Consider the following 20,584-nt stretch of genomic DNA (forward strand, 5'->3'; position numbering starts at 1 on the left):
AGGGCAACGGGCCGCGGCCGGAGCGGTCTGCGGACTCAACGGAGAGGTGCCGGGCGGAGCGCACCGACTCAGGGCCGGAAGCGGTATCCAACCCCTGCCTCGGTGATCAGGTGACGGGGGTTGGAAGTGTCTGGCTCCAGCTTGCGCCGCAGCTGGGCCATGTACACGCGCAGGTAATTGGTTTCCTTGGCGTAGGACGGTCCCCACACCTCAGAGAGCAACTGTTGCTGGGTGACGAGTTTTTCGGGGTTACGGACGAGTATCTCGAGCATGTGCCATTCGGTCGGGGTGAGGCGGACGTCCTGGCCGTCGCGGAGCACCAGGCGTTTAGCCAGATCCACGGTAAAAGCATCTGTGGTGATAACCGGAGTCTGGTCCGGATCGATGCTGCGGCGCAGGAGGGCACGGAGGCGGGCCAGGAGCTCATCAAGGCCGAACGGTTTGGTGATGTAGTCATCGGCGCCGGCATCCAGGGCCTGAACCTTGTCCTCGGAGCCGTGGCGTGCGGAGAGCACCAGGATGGGAACCCGGCTCCAGCTGCGGAGCTCCCGGATTACACTGGTGCCATCCAGGTCGGGAAGGCCAAGATCCAGGATCACTACTGCCGGTGCATTCTGCCGGGCCGCGAGCAGCGAGGATCGTCCGTCCGCGGCCGTGCTGACGGCGTAGCCGTGGGCCTGCAAGGTGATCCGCAGGGCGCGCAGCAAGTACGGATCATCATCAATCACCAGGACAGCTGTCATCAGGCGTCCGGCCCGGACGAAAGGATCGGCGGGGCGTGGTGGCGCCGGGCAATGGCCGATTGCGGTTCCAGCGGTGCCTGCTCAACAGGCGCATCGAAAGGAACGCCCTCGGACAACGGGAGGCTGATGGCCATGGTCAGGCCGCCGCCCGGTGTGGCTTCAGCGGTCAGGCGGCCGCCCATCGCCTCGGTAAACCCCTTCGCCACGGCCAGGCCCAGCCCGACGCCGGTAGCCGGCGATGCGTCGTCCAGACGCTGGAAAGGCCGGAACATTTCCACGACTCTTTCTGCCGGGACGCCCGTGCCATGGTCGATGATGCGCAGCTCCCCGGCCGGACGGCCAGTCACACTGGCCCGGCTCAGGCCACCGGCGGAACCGGCCAGGACTATGTCCGAATCGGGGGCGTACTTGACGGCGTTTTCAACGATGTTGGCAATGACACGTTCGAGCATGCCTGGGTCCGCGTCGACCTCGGGCATATTGGCGGGGAGCTCGGCGCGAACCCGGCCCGGTGCGATCCCGTGCAGGCCACCGGGAATGACCTCCTGCCAGCGCACGGGCCGCAACAGCGGCCGGATGGAGTCGGACGTGATCCGGGACATGTCCAGCAGGTTTCCCACCAGCACGTCCAACCGGTCGGAGCACTCCTCGATCGTCGCCAGGAGTTCCTGCTCTTCCTCGGGGGTGTAGCTGACCCCCTGCTGCCGGAGGCCCCCAACAGCAAGTTTGATTCCGGCCAACGGGGTGCGGAGATCGTGCGAGACGGCGCGGAGGATTGAGGTGCGCATGGTGTTGCTCTCTGCCAGCCGCAGGACCTCATTGCGGCTGGCGAGCAGACGCTGGCGCTCCAACTGCGCCACCAGATGCACGCCGAAGGCCCCAAGCAGCCTTCTGTCGCTCGCCGGCAGCACCCGCCCGGAGAGGACCAGACAGGTGGTGGCATTGATCTGTTCAACGTTGTCGCCCTGGATACCTGACGTGCCGGGGGCATCGCCGGAACCGGGTGGGGCCGGCGGAACCTCGCCGACGCTCGCGATCAGGCGCCAGCCAGGCCGGGAACCGTCACCCTGGGACCTGGTGCTGCCGCCGCCGCGGCTGCCGTCGCGGTCGTCGTCGTCGTCGGGCAAGCTGAACAGTGCCGCGCCCCGGACCTGAAAAACGTCCATAGCCTGTGCCAGCAACCCCATGACTGTGTCCTCCGAGTCTGCTGCCCCGCGCGAGAGGTCGGCCAGGGTGGTGGCTTCGGCGCGGGCCAGGGCAGCCTCCTTGGACCGCCGGGCTGAGACGTCAACTACGATTGCCACAGCGGCTGACACCCCAACAAAGACGAGAAGGGCGAGCACGTTTTCCGAATCGCTGATGATGAGGGTGCCCAGCGGCGGCGTGGAGAAATAGTTCACCAGCAGGCTGCTCCAGAGGGCCGCGAGGATCGCCGGCCACAAGCCGCCAACGAGGGCCACCGCGACGGACCCCGTGAGCTGGACCAGGACTGTCGTGGCAAGGTTTTTATCAGGGCTAACCGCAAGCACCAGCTGCAGGAGGGCGGGCAGGAAAACGGCCAGGAGAAAACCGACGGTGGCCCGGACCCGGCCCAGGTCCTGTCGCCGTGGCAGGCCGGAGCGTCCGTCGTGGAGCGGCTGGGACACCATATGGACGTCGATGTCACCGGAGTCGCGCACCACCCGGGTGCCCGTGGCGCCGCCACGAAGGCCCTTCAGCAGCCCGGCGAGCTTGCCCTGGCGCGAGACACCCAGGACGATCTGGCTGGCGTTGACGCTGCGGGCGAAATCCAGCAGGGCGGCCGCCGGGTCCTCCCCGGCCACGATGTGGTAGCTGCCGCCGAGATCCAGGACCAGACGGCGCTGGGCCTCGAGGGCCTGCGGGGATTCGGCGGCGACCCCCTCCGCAGCCCGCACGTGCACCGCCAGCAGGTCGCCACCGTTGACCCGGTTGAGGATCCTGGCCCCACGGCGGATCAAGGCTTCGCCGTCCGGGCCACCCTTCAGCCCGACGACGATGCGCTCGCGCGCGGGCCAGCTGTCTTCGATCCCGTTTCCCTGCCGGTAGCTGGCCAGGCTCTCGTCCACCCGGTCCGCGAGCCACAACAGAGCTAGTTCGCGCAGTGCCGCCATGTTGCCCGGACGGAAGTAGTTGGACAGGGCGGCGTCGATCCGGTCCTTCGCGACGATCTTGCCGTCCGCGAGCCGCTGTCGCAGGACGTCGGGGGAGACATCCACCAGCTGTATCTGCTCAGCCCGTCGGGCGATCGCATCCGGGACGGTCTGGGCAGGGCGGACCCCGGTGATCGCGCTGACAACGTCGCTGAGCGATGCGAGATGCTGGACGTCCACAGTGGAGAGGACATTGATCCCGGCATCCAGCAGTTCATCGATGTCCTGCCAGCGATAGGGGTTCCGGCTGCCTGGGACGTTGGAGTGCGCGTATTCGTCCACGATTGCAGTGGCGGGCGAGCGGCGGAGCGCCGCGTCCAGATCCAACTCTTCGACCAACAGGCCGCCATACGGCACCCGGGCGGCCGGGATGAGCTCGAGCCCTTCCAGCAGTTCGCGGGTCTCCTTGCGGCCGCGGTCCCGGGCCGCGACGGCGACGACGTCCTGGCCGTTGGCGCGCAGCCGGTGCCCCTCACGGAGCATGGCGTAGGTCTTGCCGACGCCCGGTGCTGACCCCAGGAAGATGCGCAGCGTTCCACGTGCCATGCTGTCATTCTTCCAGTTTCCGCACTGCGCGACCGGCCACAACGGCGTCAAGGATTCGTCAAGATAGGCACCCGCCACGGCTGTGGAGTTCGGCGCTTCGTGGCGGCGTTCTGTGATCGCTCGATGTCGCAGTTGTCGGCGGCAGGTGCCGTCTTGCATGGCATGCGTTTCGAGACACAGAGGTTTCGAGACACCCGAGCCGGATTAGGAGAAGGTGTCGGCCGCCCGCAAGCGGAACGGTCACCGGAACAATTTCGGGCGGATGCATGAGGTGTTGAATGGAGCTGGGGCTTGAGACTGGTAAATACCGACTACTCAATCAACGGTCATTACCAGTCTCAAGCCCCGAGCTGTGACGGACAAACTGGGAAGAGGGCCGATCCACTATGCCGCCATCGATGTCATGCCCGCTTCCGGAGGCTACCTTTAGACCGCGAACGGGCCGTCGGCACCGACGGCCGCGTCGGCGAAGCGCTCACCGATGCGACGGTGGCCGGGGGGATCCGGGTGGAGCTGGTCTGGCAGCGGAAGCTCGACAACATCTGCTTCACCGAAGAGAGAGCGCCCATCGATGTAGTGCAGATTCGGGTCGTCGACCGCTCTCTGCGCAACGATGCGGATTAGTTCGTCTCGGATGATGTTCAGCCTCAGCCGGGTACGGTCCCGGGCCTGGGAAGCGCAGGATGACAGTCGGCGGATCAATGACAGGATCCGGACCATCGGCCAGGACTTCGCCGCCGAACAGCCGTTCCTGGCACCGTTGCCGGCAGAGGAATTTGATCCGGGCCTGGTGCTGACACCCAGGGTGGACCGGTCCTCGATGGTGGGGAGGACCACCGCGCGGAAAAGTACCGCTAAGCATCAAAATGACCAAAGTTGGAGCGGCTTTTCCTGACCGCGATGGGAAGCCTTGTTCAGCATGAGCAGTCACCCAAACGTCCGTAGGCGTTGCATTGGCCCGGACACGGCACGCTTTACAGCTCTGACCTGCGGAAACGTTTCAAGTGCAGAAGTGTATGGCGAACGAACGTTACCCGACACCGCCAACAGTCTTAGCGTCGGATATTTCACGAATTCACAAGCCACCCCAAGTGGTACAGAACTGGCGAGCACGAAGCTGGCGTCACGCAGTTTCTGGTTGCAGATCCGGACGGGTACTCGATTCGATTCCAAGCGTCCCTGGGACAAAGACTTGTCTCTCCAGGACCGAAATAGGTATCCATCGAGGAGCCACCGGGGAAGAAGACGCGGCGGAAACGACCGGTTGTGAGACAACGGGCCAGTGGCGGAACACTGCAGGCCTCCTGGCTCGCACGGGGCGCGGTCTGCCCCGACCGCGCCCCGGCAATACCGGGCCCGGATCCCCAGCGGCCCGGAAGCCTTGGTCTGCAGAGCGAGGAGAGTGTTGCCAACCGTTCCGTGCTGCACGCTCCGCTCCCCGCGCTGGCCGGGAGTGCCGAGGGAGCGAGTACCCGCTACTCGTGACAGAGAGACAACCGTGTCCTATGATGCAGGCGCCGGAAAGATCCGGCGCCTGAAGCGGCCGGTCTCGCCGCGCCGGGCTTCACCGCCCCAATAAACACCGGGGACACAATTTCCGGGGAGAGACCCATGAAAAAAACCCTGCTCGCGTTCGCCACAGCCATCGCACTGATCTTCGCCGCCCCGATGGTCGCAACAGCCACCACATCGATCAACAACAACAGCAACAACAGCAGCAGCAGCAACAGCAACAGCAACAACAACAAGAACAACAGCAACAACAACAAGAACAACAACAAGAACAACAAGAAGAACAACAACAAGAACAACAAGAACAACAACAACAACAAGAAGGCCCCGGCCCCGGTCTGCCAGAGCGGCACGCCGCCACCTTCCAACCAGTACCCGGGTGTACTCGTGGTGGCAACCAGTTTCGAATCCGGAACGCTGAAGGGATTTATTGCCAGCACGTCGGGGACCGGGACAGCCGCTGTCACCTCCGACCAGCACCATTCAGGGGGCTGCGCGGCCTTCCTGCACGTCACGGATGAGTCAGGCTCGGTGGCAAACATGTCAGCAACCCTGCCGGGAGGCTCCTCGGGCGCCTACGCCGACGGCTGGTTCAACATCACCACGGCGGGCAACGTAGGAAACAACGTCCCGTATTTCCGGTTCTTCAATGGTGGCATCCGTGTGGCCGATGTTTTCCGGGACAACGGCAACGGCCAGCTGTGGCTGCGCGTAGCGTCCCCTTCGGGCACTTACGGGTACACCAACCTTGGACTGGCGGTACAGCTCGGCTCCTGGCACAAGGTGGTGATGCACGTGGTGGCCAACGGTGCCGCCTCCACCGTTGAGGTCTGGTTCGACGCCAGGCTCCTCTACAGCAACCAGGTCAGCACAGGGTTCACGACGCTGACCCGGGTGCAGCTGGGAGCGGAGCACCCCCGGCAGGTGGGCGACAGCTATATCGACGATGTCATTATCAAAGCTTCATAACGCCGCTGCCCTACGCGGACTGGCTACCGGGGCATGTGGGCTGAGATCCCGCCGGAAGAAGCCCGAACCTGACCAGCTGGAAGGGACGTTCAGCAGGGTGGAGGAAGTCGAACTCGAGGTCGATGTACTCGTCTTCGAGAATGGCGTCCGTGATGACGGCGATCTGGCTGTCATCACGTTCCGGGTAGTCGATCGGAGCAGCCCATGACGAAACTGATCGGCTACGCACGCGTTTCGACGCGGCAGCAAGTCCACCGACCGGCAGCAGGCGGACCTTCTGGCCGCCGGCGTCCGACGCGATGACCTCTACGTGGATCACGGTGTATCTGGGGCGGTAGCCTCACGACCCCAGTTCGATCGAGTACTCGACGCGCTGATCGACGGAGACACCCTCGTGATCACGACGCTGGATCGGCTCGGGCGATCCACCCAGAACATGCTCGCCGTCGCTGACGAACTCCGCGGTCGAGGCGCGGGCCTGCGCGTCTTGAACCTTGGCGGTGGCGACGTCGACACCGCAACACCCATGGGGTCGATGCTTTTCACGCTCATGGCCGCCCTCGCGCAGATGGAACACGAGATCAAACGCGAACGCGTCACCGACTCCATCAGTAAACGCAGAGAAGCCGGAAAGGACCTCGGCGGCCGACCCCGTCGGATCACCGACAGTCAGATTCGAAGCGCTGTCCGCCTGGTCGAAGGCGGCGAGCCCGCTGCGCAGGTTGCCCGCGATCTCGGGAATGTCACGCGCAACGTTTTATAGACGGTCGCGAGCACTCACCGACTAGCTGCTCGGCGCGTCCTCCCGGAAGGCGACACCCAGCGATCACAGAACGCCGCCAAAGAGCATCCAACTCCACCCGCCACGGCGCAACGGTGCTGACCGCTGCGGACCACAAACGCCCCGCCGGAGGAATCCTCCGGCGGGGCGTTTGTGGTCTTCGCGGAAAACGTCCCGGCCTGGCCGGGGGTGCTTTACTGAGTGCTTAGAGCGGGCGGATGTTCTCAGCCTGCGGGCCCTTCGGGCCCTGGGTGACGTCGAACTCGACCTTCTGGTTCTCGTCCAGTGAGCGGTAGCCGCTGCTGGAGATTGCCGAGTAGTGGGCGAAAACGTCGGCTGACCCGTCATCCGGGGCAATGAAGCCAAAACCCTTTTCGGCGTTGAACCATTTAACTGTGCCTGTAGCCATGCCATTATCCTTCTGAAATGCTGCTGATCTCCGGCGGCCCTGGGGCCAACGGCTGCGGAGACATTCGTCCGCTGTCCCCCAACGTACGGGTCGGCGGGCCGCGGTGCAAGAGGCCACCGGGGCCATTTTGTTCCGGATGGAGACCATGGTCAGGGCACGATGGCCACAATCCCGGTCATTGTCCCCTCCCGGAGGAAGCTGAAATGCTCGCCGCCCGCCTGGAGGCGCGGGTCCGGCAGGCCCGGCGCGCCGATGAAGTCATCGTGGTGGACAACGGACGTTACGGCCGAGGTCTGTGCGGCGGAAACTCCCCGCGCCGTCACTGGCGGACAGTGCCGGCGGATCCGTCCACGGTGACAGTCTGGCCGGTGCGCAGCCGCGTGGTGGCCTCAGGCACGCCCACGACGGCGGGGATGCCGTACTCGCGGGCCACAACGGCCCCGTGCGAGATGACCCCGCCCATTTCCATGACAAGGGCACCGGCGGTCAGGAACAAGGGGGTCCACCCCGGGTCGGTGGAGGGGGCTACCAGGATTTCGCCGGGTTCGAGGCGGGCGCCCACCGGGTCCAGAATCACCCTCACCCTTCCGGTGGCCGTGCCGGCCGAGGCCGGTGTGCCGGACAAGCCATCGGGGGCCGGGGACTTCGCCATCATTGCCGCCTCCACGTCTGTGCCGTCGGACAACAGGACCCGGGGGATATGCCGCCGTCGCAGTTCCACGTCGTAGAGCCGGCGGCGGTCCGCGACCAGGCCCCATAAATCGGCGCCGCGCAGTCCGACGCGGATCTCATCGAAGTCCAGGAAGAAGACGTCGTCCTGGCTCGCCACGCTGCCGGTCGCGGCCAGCTCGGCGCCGACCGTGGCGAGCTGCCGGTGCATTTCTGCCAGCGCCATCACGATGTAGAACTTGGGCAGTTCCCGCAGCCCTGACAGCTCCCGGGCCCGGCGCAGGCACAGTTCCAGGAGGCGCGCCCGCCAGCGGCCGCGGGCCCGCGCACGCTCCACGAGGCTGTGGATCCGGTCCTCGGCGTGTTCTGCCGCCCGGGCGAACTGCCGGTCCGGAGCCTGTTCGGGATCCTCTACCCGCAGATAGTTGGAGATCATGCCGAGGATATGGTCCGACTGCTCCGACCACCGCGGCATGCCGAGATCGATTTCTGCTACGGCGCGGTGACCGTATCGCGCAAGGAAGCTCAGGATGCCGGCCTGCGCCGGCGCGGGCAGGCCGCCGGCCCGGAAGATCCCGGCGAGCTCGTCGGGGCGTTTCGCCAGAAAGGCCTCGCGTGCAGCCGGATCGGCGCCGATGGAGACCGCCAGCTCCCAGAGTTCAAGATCCATCTCGGTGGTCACGTTGTTCGGCAGCCCACGCAGCACCGCTTCGAGTTCGCGCGGCTGGGCAATTCCGCGCAGCAGCCTTCGCGCCGCGGCCAGCATGATGTAGCCGATCGATGGGCCCGGCAGGGTGGCCTGGATCAGTCCGTCGACCGTCCCGTCCAGGATGTTCTGGGCGTAGTCGAGCCGCTGGAAAGGCGTGGCAGGCTCGGGCAGCGCCAGCTCCGCTTCGAGCCGCTTTCCATACGCCTTCGCCCGGCGCAGTTCCGCCTCCGGACGGAGTGCAGCCCCGATGAGCGCCGGTACTAACTTCAGTATCAGGCCAAGACTCGCGGTCACCGCTGTACTCCGGACTTGCCAGGCACGGCCGGACCGCTTCGCCTGGGCCGGGAACTTTCGGGAGTTCTTGATAACCCGGAATCTCGGGTCCTCCAACAGCGCCGGAAAAACGGCCGCGGATCTCCCGTCCGCCAGCGGCAGAAACCTCAGCAGGTAGCGACGGCCGAGCCTGCTGCGCACTACGGACGTCAGGTCCACATACATGCGCAGCCCGGGGTTGACGTACTTCCAGGGCCCCTGCCGCATCCCGCCGAGGACCGAGAGCCCCAGCGGCGTGATCGGCCGGGTCAGCCCCTGGAGCAGGGTGCCGCACAAATACACCCGGGTTCCGCCGTCGGCAGCCGCGCCCGCCGATTCCCTGGCTGACGGGTCCGGCAGCGGATACAGCGTGGTGATCGGCCGGGACTGGGTCAGCCAGATCGTGCCCGAAGCATCGATGACCCACTCCACATCCTGCGGGGCGTCGAAAAGGCGCTGGACCGCGTCGCCCAGCGAGGTGAGCTCGCTCAGCTGCGCGTCGCTGAGGCTTGGTTGCCGGCCGTGTTCCGGGCCGCCCGCCGTGCGGTGCAGGACCCAGGCCGTGGCGGTGTCCAGCACGAAGTGGTCAGGATTGACCGCCCCGGAGACGACGGCCTGCCCGGGGCCGGGGCTGGCGTCGATGACCGTCTCAGTCCTCGTTCCGGTGACGGGATTGGCGGTGAACAGGACGCCAGCGGTGACGGCATCCGCGACCCGTTGGACGACGACGGCGAGGCCGACGTCACGGTGGCTGATCCCGGTGGCCGAGCGGTAGGCGACCGCCCGCTCGCTCCAGAGGGAGGCCCAGCAGCGGCGGACGGCGTCGATCACGGCGTCGGCGCCGACAATGTCCAGATAGGAGTCCTGCTGGCCGGCGAAACTGGCGAACGGCAGGTCCTCCGCCGTGGCTGAGGACCGAACAGCGACGGCGGGCTCGTCGCCCGGGGCGGCTCCAAGCCCGGCGTAGGCCGCGCGGAGTGCGGCGTCCACCTCGGGCGGGACCGGCGATGACCCGACCAGGTCCCTGGCGCGCTCCGCCGTCCCGGCCTGCGCCGTCCTGGGCTCCACCGTTCCGTCCTGGACAGTCCCATGCGCCACAGCCCGGGCAGCCGCCGTATCGAGTTGCTCCGCCAGCGCTGCCAGTTCTCCCGGCGCCGCCAGCTCGTAGGCCTCTGTTGTCAAGCAGAACCCGGACGGGACCGGAAAGCCGGCTGCCAGGAGCTTGCCGAGGTTTAGGGCCTTACCGCCCACGAGGCGCAAGGCGACTGAGCCGGCCTCTTGGAGGTCCACCACGAAGGGGGCAACCAGGAGCCCGTCCGCCGCATCTCTGACCGGGGGAGTCCGGTCTGCAGCAACCATTTCCCGCTCCTATTCCCGCTCCTAGGCAGTGTCCGCGGCCTCGCCGGTGTCCTCCCACAAGACGTCCAGATTGCGGAAGACAGGAGGACTGTCGCACAGGGCGGCCATCTTCGCGGCGAAGTCGGAGGTTTCCGGCCGGCTGGAATTTTCCATGGCCGACTCATAGGACTCGAACTCGACGATCGTGAAATAGGTTCCGGGGTGGTCGCGGTCCGCGGTGGCCAGGATCCGGCCGAACGTCGGTGCGGTGCTTCCCTCCGTCCTGGACGGCCGGCCGAGTTCTTCAATTTCCTCGATCCGGGAGGACTGAAATTCGATGATCTGCACAAACCTTGCCATGACGGCTCCTCGACGGCGGCGCTGCTGATGCGGCTCACGCTAGACCTGCTGTGTTAGCAGTGCAAGAGGTGCGGCCAGAGCGCTGCGGGAGCCCCGCGCCGCCGTCGTCGGAAGTCCCGAACGGAGCCCGGCTAGGGCGTCAGCAGGACCTTGATCGCGCGCCGTTCGTCCATGGCGCGGTACGCCTCGGGCGCCTCCTCCAACGGCATGACGACGTCGAACACCCGGCCCGGATTGATGGTTCCGGCGAGCACGTCCGCGAGCAGTTCGGGGATGTAGGTCCGGGCCGGCGCCATGCCGCCGGCGATCGAGATGTTGGTGTCGAAGAGGTAGCGCAGCGGGGCTTCGGCGCCGCCGGTCGGGACGCCGACAAAGCCCAGGGCGCCGCCCGGGCGGACGCTGTGCAGGGCCTGATCCATCGATTCCTTGGTCCCGACGCACTCGAGCACGGAGTCGGCCAGCACACCGCCGAGCAGTTCGCGGACCTTCGCGACGCCTTCTTCGCCGCGTTGCGCGACGATGTCCGTCGCCCCGAACTCGCGGGCAATGGCCTGGCGGTCCGCATGCCGGGACATGGCGATGATCCGCCCCGCCCCGAGCCGCTTTGCCGCCAGCACGCCGCAGAGCCCCACGGCGCCGTCGCCCACCACGACGACGGTCCTGCCGGGGCCGGCCTTCGCGGCGAGGGCCGCGTGGTGGCCGGTGGCCATCACATCGGAGAGCGTCAGCAGGCTCGCGAGCAGGGCGTCGTCCGGTTCGGTGACACCCGGGACCTTAACGAGGGTGGACTCTGCCAGCGGCACGCGGACCGCCTGGCCCTGGCCGCCGTCGATCGCCAAGCCCGTGTCATCCTTGCCGCCCCAGCCGGCCAGGTGGTCGCAGGCCACGGTGACGCCGTTGAGGCACTGCGGGCATTTGCCGCAGCTGACCACGAAGGGCGCGATCACGAAGTCGCCCACGGCCAGGCCGCTGACCTCCGCGCCGACGCTTTCCACCGTGCCGACGAATTCGTGCCCGATCGCGGAGGGCTTATGGGTGGGCCTGACGCCGCGGTACGGCCACAGGTCCGAGCCGCAGACGCAGGATGCCGTGACCTTCACGACGACGTCGGTGGGCAGCTGCACGGTGGGGTAGTCCCGGTCTTCGACCCGGATGTCCCCGGGGCCGTGGATGATGGTGGCGCGCATGACGGCTCCTGGAGTGGGGGGGGTGGGTTACCTACGAGTCTATCCGCGCGGCGCCTGCCGCCCCGGCAGCCGCCGCAACTTGGCCAGGGTTGGCTAGCGCATCCCCTCCCGGCGAATCGCGGTGGCGATGGCCGCGGCCCGGGTCTCCACGCCCAGCTTGGCGTAGATGTGTGCCAGATGGGTCTTGACCGTGGCCTCGGAGATGAAAAGCCGCTGGCCGAGCTCCCGGTTGCTGAGCCCCTCCGTCAGGAGGCCCAGCAGCTCCGCCTCACGCGGCGTCAGGACCTCGTCCGGATTCCGCAGCTGCTGGAACAGCCGGGAGGCCACCGGTGCGCTCATGACGCTCTTGCCCTGGACCGCGCCGCGGACGGCAGCGAAGATCTCCTCCGGTGCTGCGTCCTTGAGCAGGTAGCCCATGGCCCCGGCATCCACCGCCCGGACAATGTCGGCGTCGGAATCGTAGGTGGTGAACACCAGTACCGCCTGTTTGCCGTTGCGCCGGCGGAGTTGCTTGATGGCCTCGATGCCGTCCATGCCGGCACCCATGGCGAGGTCCATCATCACCACTGCGGGGGAGTGCTCCTCCACCGCCATCAGGGCTTCCTCGCCGGAGGCGGCCTCGGCCACGACGGCGATATCCGGCTGCGTTCCCAGCAGGGCCTTGAGCCCGCTGCGGACCACCAGGTGGTCGTCCACCAGCAGCACAGTAATGGGACTCACCGATCCTCCTCCGCGGGCAGTTGTGCGGCCACAATCGTCCCTTCGCCCGGGGTGCTTTCCACCGAGAAGACGCCACCCAGCTGCTCCACCCGCTGTCGCATGGCCCGCAGGCCGTAGCCTCCCGCTTTCGACGGCGGGGCCAGCGACGACGGGTCAAAGCCGATGCCGTCGTCGTACATGTCCAGCGTGACGGCGCAAGGCAGGTAACCGAGCGTCACCGTGACGTGGGTGGCCGAAGCGTGCAGTTTGATGTTTGCAGCGGCGCTCTGGACCACCCGCAGCAGGGCATGCCGGACATCGGGCGGAACCGGGCGTGGCTCACCGGTGACCAGCAGCCTGGCGCCCGGGACATAGAGCGTCGCCGCCTGAAACACTGCGTCCGGCAGGGCTGAAGCCTCCAGGCCGGGCGAGGCCAGTTCGTGGACCAGGCTGCGGGTATCGGACAGGTTTTGGCGCAGCATCCCGCTGGCGCGGCGCACGTCCTCCTGCGCAGCGGGGCTGGGCCAGGATCTATTGGCGGCTTCGAGGAGGAGCAGGCTGCTGGCGAGGCCCTGCGTCACGGTGTCGTGGATTTCACGGGACACACGCTCGCGCTCCTCGATGGTGCCGGATCTGCGCTCGCTGGCCGCCAGCCTGCCCTGGGCCCGGGAAACCTCGGCGTGCAGGCGGCGCTGCTCCCCGGCGTCGTGCTCGATGCGGTCGTAGATCAGGGTCAGCATGACGCCGACGGCCAGCGGCCCCAGCAGCATGGCAACATCGCTGCCGCCGCTTAGCCGGAACAGTCCGACGGCGGTGGCCGCCGCCGTCGCGCCTCCCGCCAGGTACGCCACCCAGCCGGCGAACGCCGTCCGGCACAGGAAGAACACGGCGAACGAGCACCACGCGAAGCTGGGCGCGGCGATGACCAGGACCGCCCACAGTGCCGCGAGCACAAACATCCACAGCGCCCACGGCCGCCTGCGCTGCGCAAGGACCGCGATCACTGCATAGAGCGCACACACCGCTGCGGCCAGCGCCAGGATCCATATGTTGTCTGCCGGGCTGTGCCGCATCACGTAGCGGACCGCCGACGCCACCATCAGCACGGCGAAACCGAGATGGACGACGGCGTCAATCCGGCCGCGCGGCCAGCCGCCCGCTGCACGGTGGTTCTGCAGGGCGGCCGTTGCGTTGTCCTGGGCAGGTTCCGGGGGTCTGGCTGGTGCTGAAGAAGGCATGGGGTGTCCGGTTCCGGTGGATGGAGTGCTACCCCCATGCTAGGGCCCGCGTCGTTGCTGGTCTCTCAGCCTTTTGGCTGACACGGCAAGCCCGATGGGGGAGACCGGAGCAGGCGAATGCCCGATGCCCGGACCGGGGCCAGCCGAAAGGATGGACGTATGCCCAGGGGGCACGGCCCCGCAACCGCATTCCGAGGAGAAACCCATGAAGAAGTCCAACAAGACTGCTGCCATCGCCGCTGCCGGAGCGTTGCTCCTGATAGGGGGCGTCACCGCAGCGGCCAACGCCGGTACCGTTCCGGTTGCGTCAGCACCCGTAGCTGCCCCGGCGGCGGTTCCGGCGGCGGTTCCCGCCGTCGATCTCCAGCCGGGTCCTGAAACCGTGGTGGCCCAGAACCGCATCAGCGTGGGCGCCTCTGCGGCCGCCGTCAACGCTGCCCTGGCCAAGTGCCAGGCCGACAAGTTGCCGTTCGTCACGGTCGCCTTGGTGGACCGCTTCGGTACTGTCCAGGCCCTGCTCCGCGGCGACAACGCGGCGGAGCACACCATCGAAGCCGCCCAGCAGAAGGCTTACACGGCCGCCGCCTTCGGGACGCCCACGAGTGAGCTGGCCAAGCGGATCAACGGAAACGGACCCAGCATCGCTGACCTCCCCGGCACGCTTTTCCTGGCCGGCGGAGTCCCCCTTAAGGTCAATGGAGTGTCGGTGGCAGGCATCGGTGTGGGCGGCGCTCCCGACGGCATGCTGGACGAAGCCTGCGCAACAGCAGGCGCCGGTGCCATCGCCGGAACCGCCAAGTAGGCTCTGATTCATGACGTGGTTCAATGCTCCCGGCCGGCGCCATGGTCTGCCGGCACTGGCCGGGGCAGCGGCATTCGCCGTGCTGCTCACGGGCTGCACCTCCGAAGGCGGGACGGCGGCGGCCCCGCAACCGTCGTCGTCGTCCGCAGTCCCCGCAACGAGCCCGACGGCGGCGGCCGCCGCGCTGGCGACGGCAACCACTGCACCGGCGACGGCAACCACAGGGAGTACCCGCCCGGCGCTTTCCCCGGAGGCCCAAATGGAGCTGGATCAGCGGCTGATTCTCGCGGCCAAAGCCAACGATCTGCCGCTCGTGGCGCAGCTGATCCGGGCCGGAGGAGACGTCAATGCCAAGGACGGCATCCAGGACTCGGCGTTCCTCTATGCGGGGGCGGAGGGCTTCAATGAGATCCTGCAGCTGACGCTCGCCAGCGGCGCCGATGTTGCCAGCACCAACCGTTACGGCGGCACCGCGCTCATCCCGGCGAGCGAACACGGCCACGTGGAAACGGTACGGATTCTCATTGCCGCCGGGGTGCCGGTGAACCACGTCAACAACCTGGGTTGGACCGCCATGCAGGAAGCCATCCTGCTGAACAGTGGCGGCCTCAGGCAACAGGACGTGGTCCGGCAGCTGCTCGACGCCGGTGCGGACCCGGGCATCCGGGATCCTCAAGGCCGCACGGCGCTGGAGAACGCCGAACGGCTGGGCTTTGGCGAGATCGCTGCCCTGATCCGGGCCCGCTGACCGGGCGCGCTGACCGGGCGCGCCGCTTGGGCTACGTTCCGGCGAGCACGTCCTCGAACAACTCCACGTATTTCCGCGTCATCGCCTCCGCGCTGAAACGGGTTTCGACGGCGGACCGGCAGCCATGCCGGTCCAGGCCGGACGCACGCTGCAGGCAGATGGCCAGTTCATCGGTACCCGCGGCGAGGAAACCGGTGACTCCGTGCTCGATGATTTCCGGTGCGGAGCCCCGCGGAGTGGCCACAACGGGGGTGCCGGCGGCCAGCGCCTCGATCATGACCATTCCAAAGGGTTCGTCCCACTGCACAGGGTTGAGCAGCGCGACGGCATTGCCCAGTAGGGCGAACTTTCCGACGGCGTCCAGTTCTCCGAGGAACTCTTCATCAGGCCCGAGCAAGGGGGCGACCACGGAGCGGAAATAATCCACTTCCGCCGGGGCGCTCATTTTTGCGGCGATCTTGAGCCGGATTCCCGCTCTGCGGGCCACCGCTATGGCCTCAGCGATGCCTTTGCACGGCGCCATCCGGCCCAGAAAACACGCGTAGCCGCCGGCTCCGGTACCGGGTGGAACAGTTGCGGGATCGATGCCGTGGTGGATGACCCGTCGGATTTTCACGTCCGGGGCGCTGTTGGCCTGGTGCTGCGAGATGGCCACCAGTGACACGTCCCGGGTGAAGGCTTCATATACCCGGCACAGCGCCGGCGTCATGTCCGAATGAATGGTGCTGACCACTGGAATCCCGGGTGGGCGGTGCCGGTACAACGGTCCCGCCAGGGTGTGGTCATGGATGATATCGACGTCGTCCAGTCCGGCGTAGGCCCTGATCACGTGCGGCAGCTCTGAGCTTGTTCTGCCCATGGCGGCACGCTCCGCCCGGGCGAAACCGCCGATCCGTTCGACCGGGCAGGTGCTGTCGGCCGCCGCGGCAAGCACCACGCTGTGCCCGGCCGCCGCCAGCGAGGTGGCCAGCGCATGGATCATCGCCTCTGTTCCGCCGTAGCCCGGGGGCGGGACGGGGATCCATGGTGGAGCTATCAGTCCTATCCGCAAGATGCGCTCCTGCTCGAGGTTTAGCCTGTCTTGTCCAGCTTCTCGGCGAGCTCAACCAGATCGGCAAGGGGGGGACGTGTCCCGCGGTGGAACGTCATGCCCGGCGGGAGCCCCTCGATCGTGGCCTGGCTGCCTGTCACGTCGATGGTGATCCGGCCATCGCCTATGGGGCAGTTGGTGATGTGGACCCGGCCCCAGGACTCCGGCAGCACAGGGTCCATCCACATACCGTTCATGGAGACGTGGGGGTCATAGCGCAGCAGTGTGCGCAGCAGATGCACCGGGGTGGTGGCAGCCCAGGCCTGGGGCGAGCAAGCCGTCGGGTAAGGCACCGGTTCCGGGAAATCAGCGCGGTCAAATCCGCAGAACAATTCAGGCAAGCGGTGGTCCGTGAAATCCGCGGCCTCAGTAAGCCCGAGGGCAACCCGCCGGGCCTCGTCCACAAATCCGTACCTCATCAGGCCCGTAGCAATCATCGCGTTGTCATGCGGCCACACGGATCCGTTGTGGTAGCTCGCCGGGTTGTAGGCGCCCATATCCGTGGCCAGGGTGCGGATCCCCCAGCCGCTGAACATTTCCGGCGACATCAGCCGGGCAGCCACCTGGGGCGCCTTGTCGGCGTCGATAATCCCGTTCCACAAGCAGTGCCCCATGTTGGAGGCACAGGCATCCACAGGTCTCTTGTCCCGGTCCAGGGCGATGGCGTAGTAGCCGCGGTCCGGCAGCCAGAACTGTTCGTTGAATTGCTTTTTTAGCCGCGCCGCGCGTTCCCGCAACTCCCGCGCCAAAGCCAGGTCCCCGGCGTCGTACGCCATCCACGCCCGGGCGATGTAGGCGCCGTACACGTAACCCTGCACTTCGCAGAGGGCGATCGGCGGCTCTGCCATGCGGCCGTCCGCGAAATTTATGCCGTCCCAGGAATCCTTCCATCCCTGATTGATCAGCCCCTGGTTGTTGAGCCGCTGATATTCCACAAAGCCGTCGCCGTCGCGGTCCCCGTAATCCCTGATCCATTCCAGCGCCCTGTCAGCGTTGGGAAGCAGTGCGGCCACCTGGTCCGCGGCGAGGCCCCAGCGGCTGACTTCGCCGAGCAGCGTGACGAACAACGGCGTGGCATCGGCCGTGCCGTAGTAGGCGGACTTGCCGCCCAGTGCCAGGCCCGTGCTGACGCCCAGCCGGACCTCATGGAGGATCCGGCCGGGCTGCTCTTCGGTCAGCGCGTCCACCACGTTGCCCTGCCTTTCGGCCAGCGTCTGCAAGGTGTCCAGGGCCAGCGACGGGTCCACAGGCAGCGCCATATAGGACGAGAGAAGCGAATCGCGGCCGAAGAGGGCCATGAACCATGGAGCACCCGCCGCGACGACGGTCCGGTCCGGATGCAGCGGGTCCTCGATCTGGAGGGCGCCGATGTCATCATGGCTGCGCTGCAGGGTGCGGGCAATCGACACGTTGCTGACGTGCATCGCGGGGATCTTCCGGATCCACTCCTGGCGCCGTATTTCCGCAGGCGAGGTGCCGGTTGCCTGGCGCTGGAAGGGCGCGGGCGTTTCGGCTGCATCCAGTAGCGGCGATACCGTCACCCTTGTTTGCCACTGGCCGTGCGGCGGCACCACGGTGCGGTAGCCCAGGCCTTCGTGGCTAAAAGTCGCGTGGGGAGCCCGCAGGACAACCCCCTTGTGAATTCCCCGCCAGACGCCCTGGATGGTGAGGGCGTCGCCTTCCGGGTGCCGGGACTGGTCCCAGTACCGGATGATCCGGGCGTCCTTCACCTCAAAGAGGTCCGCGAAGTCCGCGTCCATCGCCAGTTCCACCACGCACACGGCAGGCTCGCGGGAATGGTTCCGGACGGTGATCTCCTCCAGGATGCCCGCGCCCACCTCGCGGTTTCGTTCCACGATCAAAGGGCTGTCCGCTTGGCCGGCTGCCCGGGCCGGACGGCCGATGAAGACGGCCCGGTACGGTTCGAGGGCGCGGGCGGCCAGCGGCTCCAAAGTCACATCATTGATCGTCAGTCTCCAGCGGGAGACGATCCGGGTGTCCTCATGGAACACACCATGGGGGCGGTCTGAGTACATGTCGCCGGCCAGGCCGGAAATGCAGAAGTTCGAGCCATCCACAAGTGTCACCGTGGCCCCCAGGGGGCCAGCCGCGTTGTCAGCATTCCATCCAGCCATCCCTGGCTCCTTTGACGCTAATCCGGTAGGCAACGCTGCGGGGCCCGTTCCTGGGGACCCCAAGGTGGATCAGAAGGGCTGCCGCCGCGGATCGATCAGTCGTGGGATCTTCGTCCTCATCGGTCTCCAACGGAGCCTGATGGGCAACGAATCTGTCATGAACGAATCTGTCATGGCGGACCTCCACCAGGAGCACGTTGGTTCTATGACCCTACGCTTGTGGTTCTGTGGACGCTAGACCTGCGAAACCCACCTCATATCTCTAGACCGCTTCGAGCACGCTGACGTAGTTGGCGATGCCCACGCCGCCCATATTCTGCACCGCGGCGCGGCGGGGGTTGGCCAGCTGCATGGCGCCAGCCGTGCCCGTGAGCTGCATCGCCGCGACGACGTGCTGGGACACGCCGGTGGCGCCCACCGGGTGGCCCTTGGCCTTGAGGCCGCCGGAGATGTTGATGGGCAGCCGGCCGTCCTTGAAGACCCAGCCCTCCTCGACGGCGCGGGAACCCTGGCCGGGTTCGGTCAGCCCCATGGCCTCGTACATCAGCAGTTCGGCGATGGTGAAGCAGTCGTGCACCTCCGCGAAGTCCAGCTCCTCCAGCCCGACGCCGGCCATCGCCAGCGCGCGCTGCCAGGACGCGCGCGTCGCGGCGAACGCGGTGGGATCCCGCCGCTCGGCGGGGAAGAAGTCGTTCGCCTGGCCGAAGCCGGCGAGCCGGACCGGGGCGGTGGCCCCGCCGGTCGGGGCGAGGCTCAGCACGACGGCGGCGGCGCCGTCGGACACGGGGGAGCAGTCGGTGCGGCGCAGTGGGTCGGCCACCATCGGGTTCTTGTCCGAGACGGTCCGGCAGAACTCCTCGCCGAGGTCCTTGCGGAGCTGGGCGTAGGGGTTGTCCACGCCGTTGCGGTGGTTCTTCGCGGCGATGGTGCCGAGCACATCGCTGACAGGCCCGTAGCGCTTCTCGTAGTGCTTGGCCACCTCCGCGAACAGCCCGGTGAACCCGGTGGTGGAGGCCTTGCCGGCCATGTCGTAGTCCGCGCCCAGGAGGGCAGCGCCCACGACGTCGGCGCCGGCCTGGGTCATTTTCTCGGCACCGATCACGAGGACCGTCTTGGCCGTGCCGGCCAGCAGCGACTTGGTGCCCTGCTGGAACGCGGCCGAGCCCGAGGCGCAGGCGTTCTCGACCCGGGTGGACGGTACGTTGGCCAGCTGGTCGGAGACCTGCAGCGCCAGCGAGGAGGGGAAGGCCAGTGGCATCATGCCGGAGTTGAACTGGCCGAGGTAGATCTCGTCGATCTGGCCGGGCTCGATGCCGGCGTTGCCGATTGCCTCGGTGGCGACCTGGACGGTCAGGGACTCCAGGGTCTCGTCCGTCAGCTTGCCGAAGCGGCTGTGTCCCCAGCCGGTGAGCAGGACATCCTTGCCGAACTGTTCGCGCAGGCTCATGCTGAGGCTCCTTCGAATTCTGTTGTCTCTTCGGGTACTTCAAGTACTTCCAGTGCGACGTCGAACTCCGCCTCGGTCTTCTCCCGGATCTCCGCCACGGTGACGCCCGGGGCGAGGCGCGTGAGCGTGAGCTGCCGGCCGCCGGCTGTTTCGTGTTCATGCTTCACGAGGTCAAAGACGGCGAGGTCGCTGATGATCCGGTCAACGCAGCTCAGGCCGGTGAGGGGCAGGGTGCATTCCTTTACGATCTTGGCGGTGCCGTCCTTGGCGTTGTGCTCGGTGAGGACCACCACGCGGGGCGTGCCGGCGACGAGGTCCATGGCACCGCCCATGCCTTTGACCATTTTGCCGGGGATGGTCCAGTTGGCGAGGTCGCCGTCGCCGGAGACCTGCATGGCGCCCAGGATCGCGACCTTCACGTGCCCGCCGCGGATCATGCCGAAAGAGGTGGCGGAGTCGAAGATGCTCCCGCCGGGCAGCACCGTGACGGTCTGCTTGCCGGCGTTGATGAGGTCCGCGTCCTCCTCGCCTTCGTAAGGGAACGGGCCCATGCCGAGCAAACCGTTCTCGCTCTGCAGAACGACGCGGACGCCCTCGGGCAGGTTGTTGGCGACCAGCGTGGGGATGCCGATGCCAAGGTTGACGTAATCGCCGTCGTTCAGTTCTTCGGCCGCGATCGCAGCCATTTCATTCCGGGTCCAGGACATGATGATTCTCCT

Annotated in this window: 17 protein-coding genes and 1 pseudogene; 4 read left to right on the top strand and 14 right to left on the bottom strand. The window is 67.0% G+C overall.

All coding sequences use genetic code 11. The annotated features are described in order from the left end of the window. Window positions 1-68: 68 nt before the first annotated feature. From ACQCSU_RS13700 to ACQCSU_RS13710, 3 genes are all read right to left on the bottom strand, one after another. Entirely contained in the window at window positions 69-743 is a 675-nt protein-coding gene (locus ACQCSU_RS13700) for a response regulator (RefSeq protein WP_426975850.1), read from the bottom strand. Beyond that, window positions 743-3,460 (bottom strand): DUF4118 domain-containing protein, encoded by a 2,718-nt coding sequence (locus ACQCSU_RS13705; protein ID WP_426975851.1) that lies wholly within the window; start codon window positions 3,458-3,460, stop codon window positions 743-745. The genes ACQCSU_RS13700 and ACQCSU_RS13705 overlap by 1 nt, the downstream gene beginning before the upstream one ends. Before the next feature lie 426 nt (window positions 3,461-3,886). Continuing rightward, the gene (locus ACQCSU_RS13710; protein ID WP_426975852.1) at window positions 3,887-4,297 is read right to left on the bottom strand and encodes a hypothetical protein; all 411 of its coding nucleotides are present in this window, start codon (window positions 4,295-4,297) and stop codon (window positions 3,887-3,889) included. A 774-nt stretch (window positions 4,298-5,071) separates the two neighbouring features. On the opposite strand from ACQCSU_RS13710, the gene ACQCSU_RS13715 reads away from it, so the two are divergent. Beyond that, on the top strand, window positions 5,072-5,941 hold the full coding sequence (locus ACQCSU_RS13715; protein WP_426975853.1) for a hypothetical protein: 870 nt from the start codon (window positions 5,072-5,074) through the stop codon (window positions 5,939-5,941). A gap of 10 nt (window positions 5,942-5,951) precedes the next feature. Here ACQCSU_RS13715 and ACQCSU_RS13720 read toward each other — a convergent pair whose 3' ends face one another. Continuing rightward, complete coding sequence (locus tag ACQCSU_RS13720) at window positions 5,952-6,170, bottom strand: hypothetical protein (protein ID WP_426975854.1); 219 nt, start codon at window positions 6,168-6,170, stop codon at window positions 5,952-5,954. Between ACQCSU_RS13720 and ACQCSU_RS13725 the strand changes: the two are divergent. Beyond that, window positions 6,146-6,729, top strand: a pseudogene (locus ACQCSU_RS13725) (recombinase family protein). The gene ACQCSU_RS13720 and the pseudogene ACQCSU_RS13725 sit on opposite strands and share 25 nt — an antisense overlap. Before the next feature lie 198 nt (window positions 6,730-6,927). On the opposite strand, the gene ACQCSU_RS13730 reads toward ACQCSU_RS13725, so the two are convergent. From ACQCSU_RS13730 to ACQCSU_RS13755, 6 genes are all read right to left on the bottom strand, one after another. After that, window positions 6,928-7,131: a cold-shock protein gene (locus ACQCSU_RS13730; protein ID WP_069950491.1), complete on the bottom strand. Its 204-nt coding sequence runs from the start codon at window positions 7,129-7,131 to the stop codon at window positions 6,928-6,930. A gap of 319 nt (window positions 7,132-7,450) precedes the next feature. Further along, window positions 7,451-10,180, bottom strand: coding sequence for a PEP/pyruvate-binding domain-containing protein (locus tag ACQCSU_RS13735; protein ID WP_426975855.1), 2,730 nt, complete (start codon window positions 10,178-10,180; stop codon window positions 7,451-7,453). Window positions 10,181-10,201: 21 nt separating this feature from the next. Then, a complete protein-coding gene (locus tag ACQCSU_RS13740; protein WP_426975856.1) occupies window positions 10,202-10,519 on the bottom strand; it encodes a hypothetical protein in 318 nt (105 codons plus the stop codon). 131 nt (window positions 10,520-10,650) lie between these two features. Then, window positions 10,651-11,706 (bottom strand): zinc-dependent alcohol dehydrogenase family protein, encoded by a 1,056-nt coding sequence (locus ACQCSU_RS13745; protein WP_426975857.1) that lies wholly within the window; start codon window positions 11,704-11,706, stop codon window positions 10,651-10,653. Window positions 11,707-11,799: 93 nt separating this feature from the next. Next, complete coding sequence (locus ACQCSU_RS13750; protein WP_426975858.1) at window positions 11,800-12,426, bottom strand: response regulator; 627 nt, start codon at window positions 12,424-12,426, stop codon at window positions 11,800-11,802. Beyond that, window positions 12,423-13,643, bottom strand: coding sequence for a sensor histidine kinase (locus ACQCSU_RS13755; RefSeq protein ID WP_426975859.1), 1,221 nt, complete (start codon window positions 13,641-13,643; stop codon window positions 12,423-12,425). Before ACQCSU_RS13755 ends, ACQCSU_RS13750 begins: the two co-directional genes overlap by 4 nt. Before the next feature lie 205 nt (window positions 13,644-13,848). On the opposite strand from ACQCSU_RS13755, the gene ACQCSU_RS13760 reads away from it, so the two are divergent. After that, window positions 13,849-14,445 (top strand): GlcG/HbpS family heme-binding protein, encoded by a 597-nt coding sequence (locus ACQCSU_RS13760; RefSeq protein WP_426975860.1) that lies wholly within the window; start codon window positions 13,849-13,851, stop codon window positions 14,443-14,445. A gap of 10 nt (window positions 14,446-14,455) precedes the next feature. Next, on the top strand, window positions 14,456-15,193 hold the full coding sequence (locus tag ACQCSU_RS13765) for an ankyrin repeat domain-containing protein (RefSeq protein WP_426975861.1): 738 nt from the start codon (window positions 14,456-14,458) through the stop codon (window positions 15,191-15,193). 31 nt (window positions 15,194-15,224) lie between these two features. Here ACQCSU_RS13765 and ACQCSU_RS13770 read toward each other — a convergent pair whose 3' ends face one another. The 4 genes from ACQCSU_RS13770 to ACQCSU_RS13785 all read right to left on the bottom strand — a co-directional run bounded on the left by ACQCSU_RS13770 (window position 15,225) and on the right by ACQCSU_RS13785 (window position 20,572). Continuing rightward, window positions 15,225-16,244, bottom strand: a complete 1,020-nt coding sequence (locus ACQCSU_RS13770; RefSeq protein WP_426975862.1) for a glycosyltransferase family 4 protein — start codon at window positions 16,242-16,244, stop codon at window positions 15,225-15,227. A 20-nt stretch (window positions 16,245-16,264) separates the two neighbouring features. Further along, complete coding sequence (locus ACQCSU_RS13775) at window positions 16,265-18,418, bottom strand: glycogen debranching N-terminal domain-containing protein (protein ID WP_426975863.1); 2,154 nt, start codon at window positions 18,416-18,418, stop codon at window positions 16,265-16,267. A 262-nt stretch (window positions 18,419-18,680) separates the two neighbouring features. Beyond that, a complete protein-coding gene (locus tag ACQCSU_RS13780) occupies window positions 18,681-19,865 on the bottom strand; it encodes an acetyl-CoA acetyltransferase (protein WP_426975864.1) in 1,185 nt (394 codons plus the stop codon). Next, complete coding sequence (locus tag ACQCSU_RS13785; RefSeq protein ID WP_426975865.1) at window positions 19,862-20,572, bottom strand: CoA transferase subunit B; 711 nt, start codon at window positions 20,570-20,572, stop codon at window positions 19,862-19,864. The genes ACQCSU_RS13780 and ACQCSU_RS13785 overlap by 4 nt, the downstream gene beginning before the upstream one ends. Window positions 20,573-20,584 lie beyond the last annotated feature (12 nt).

Source organism: Pseudarthrobacter sp. O4, assembly GCF_050157025.1.
Classification (GTDB): Bacteria; Actinomycetota; Actinomycetes; order Actinomycetales; family Micrococcaceae; genus Arthrobacter.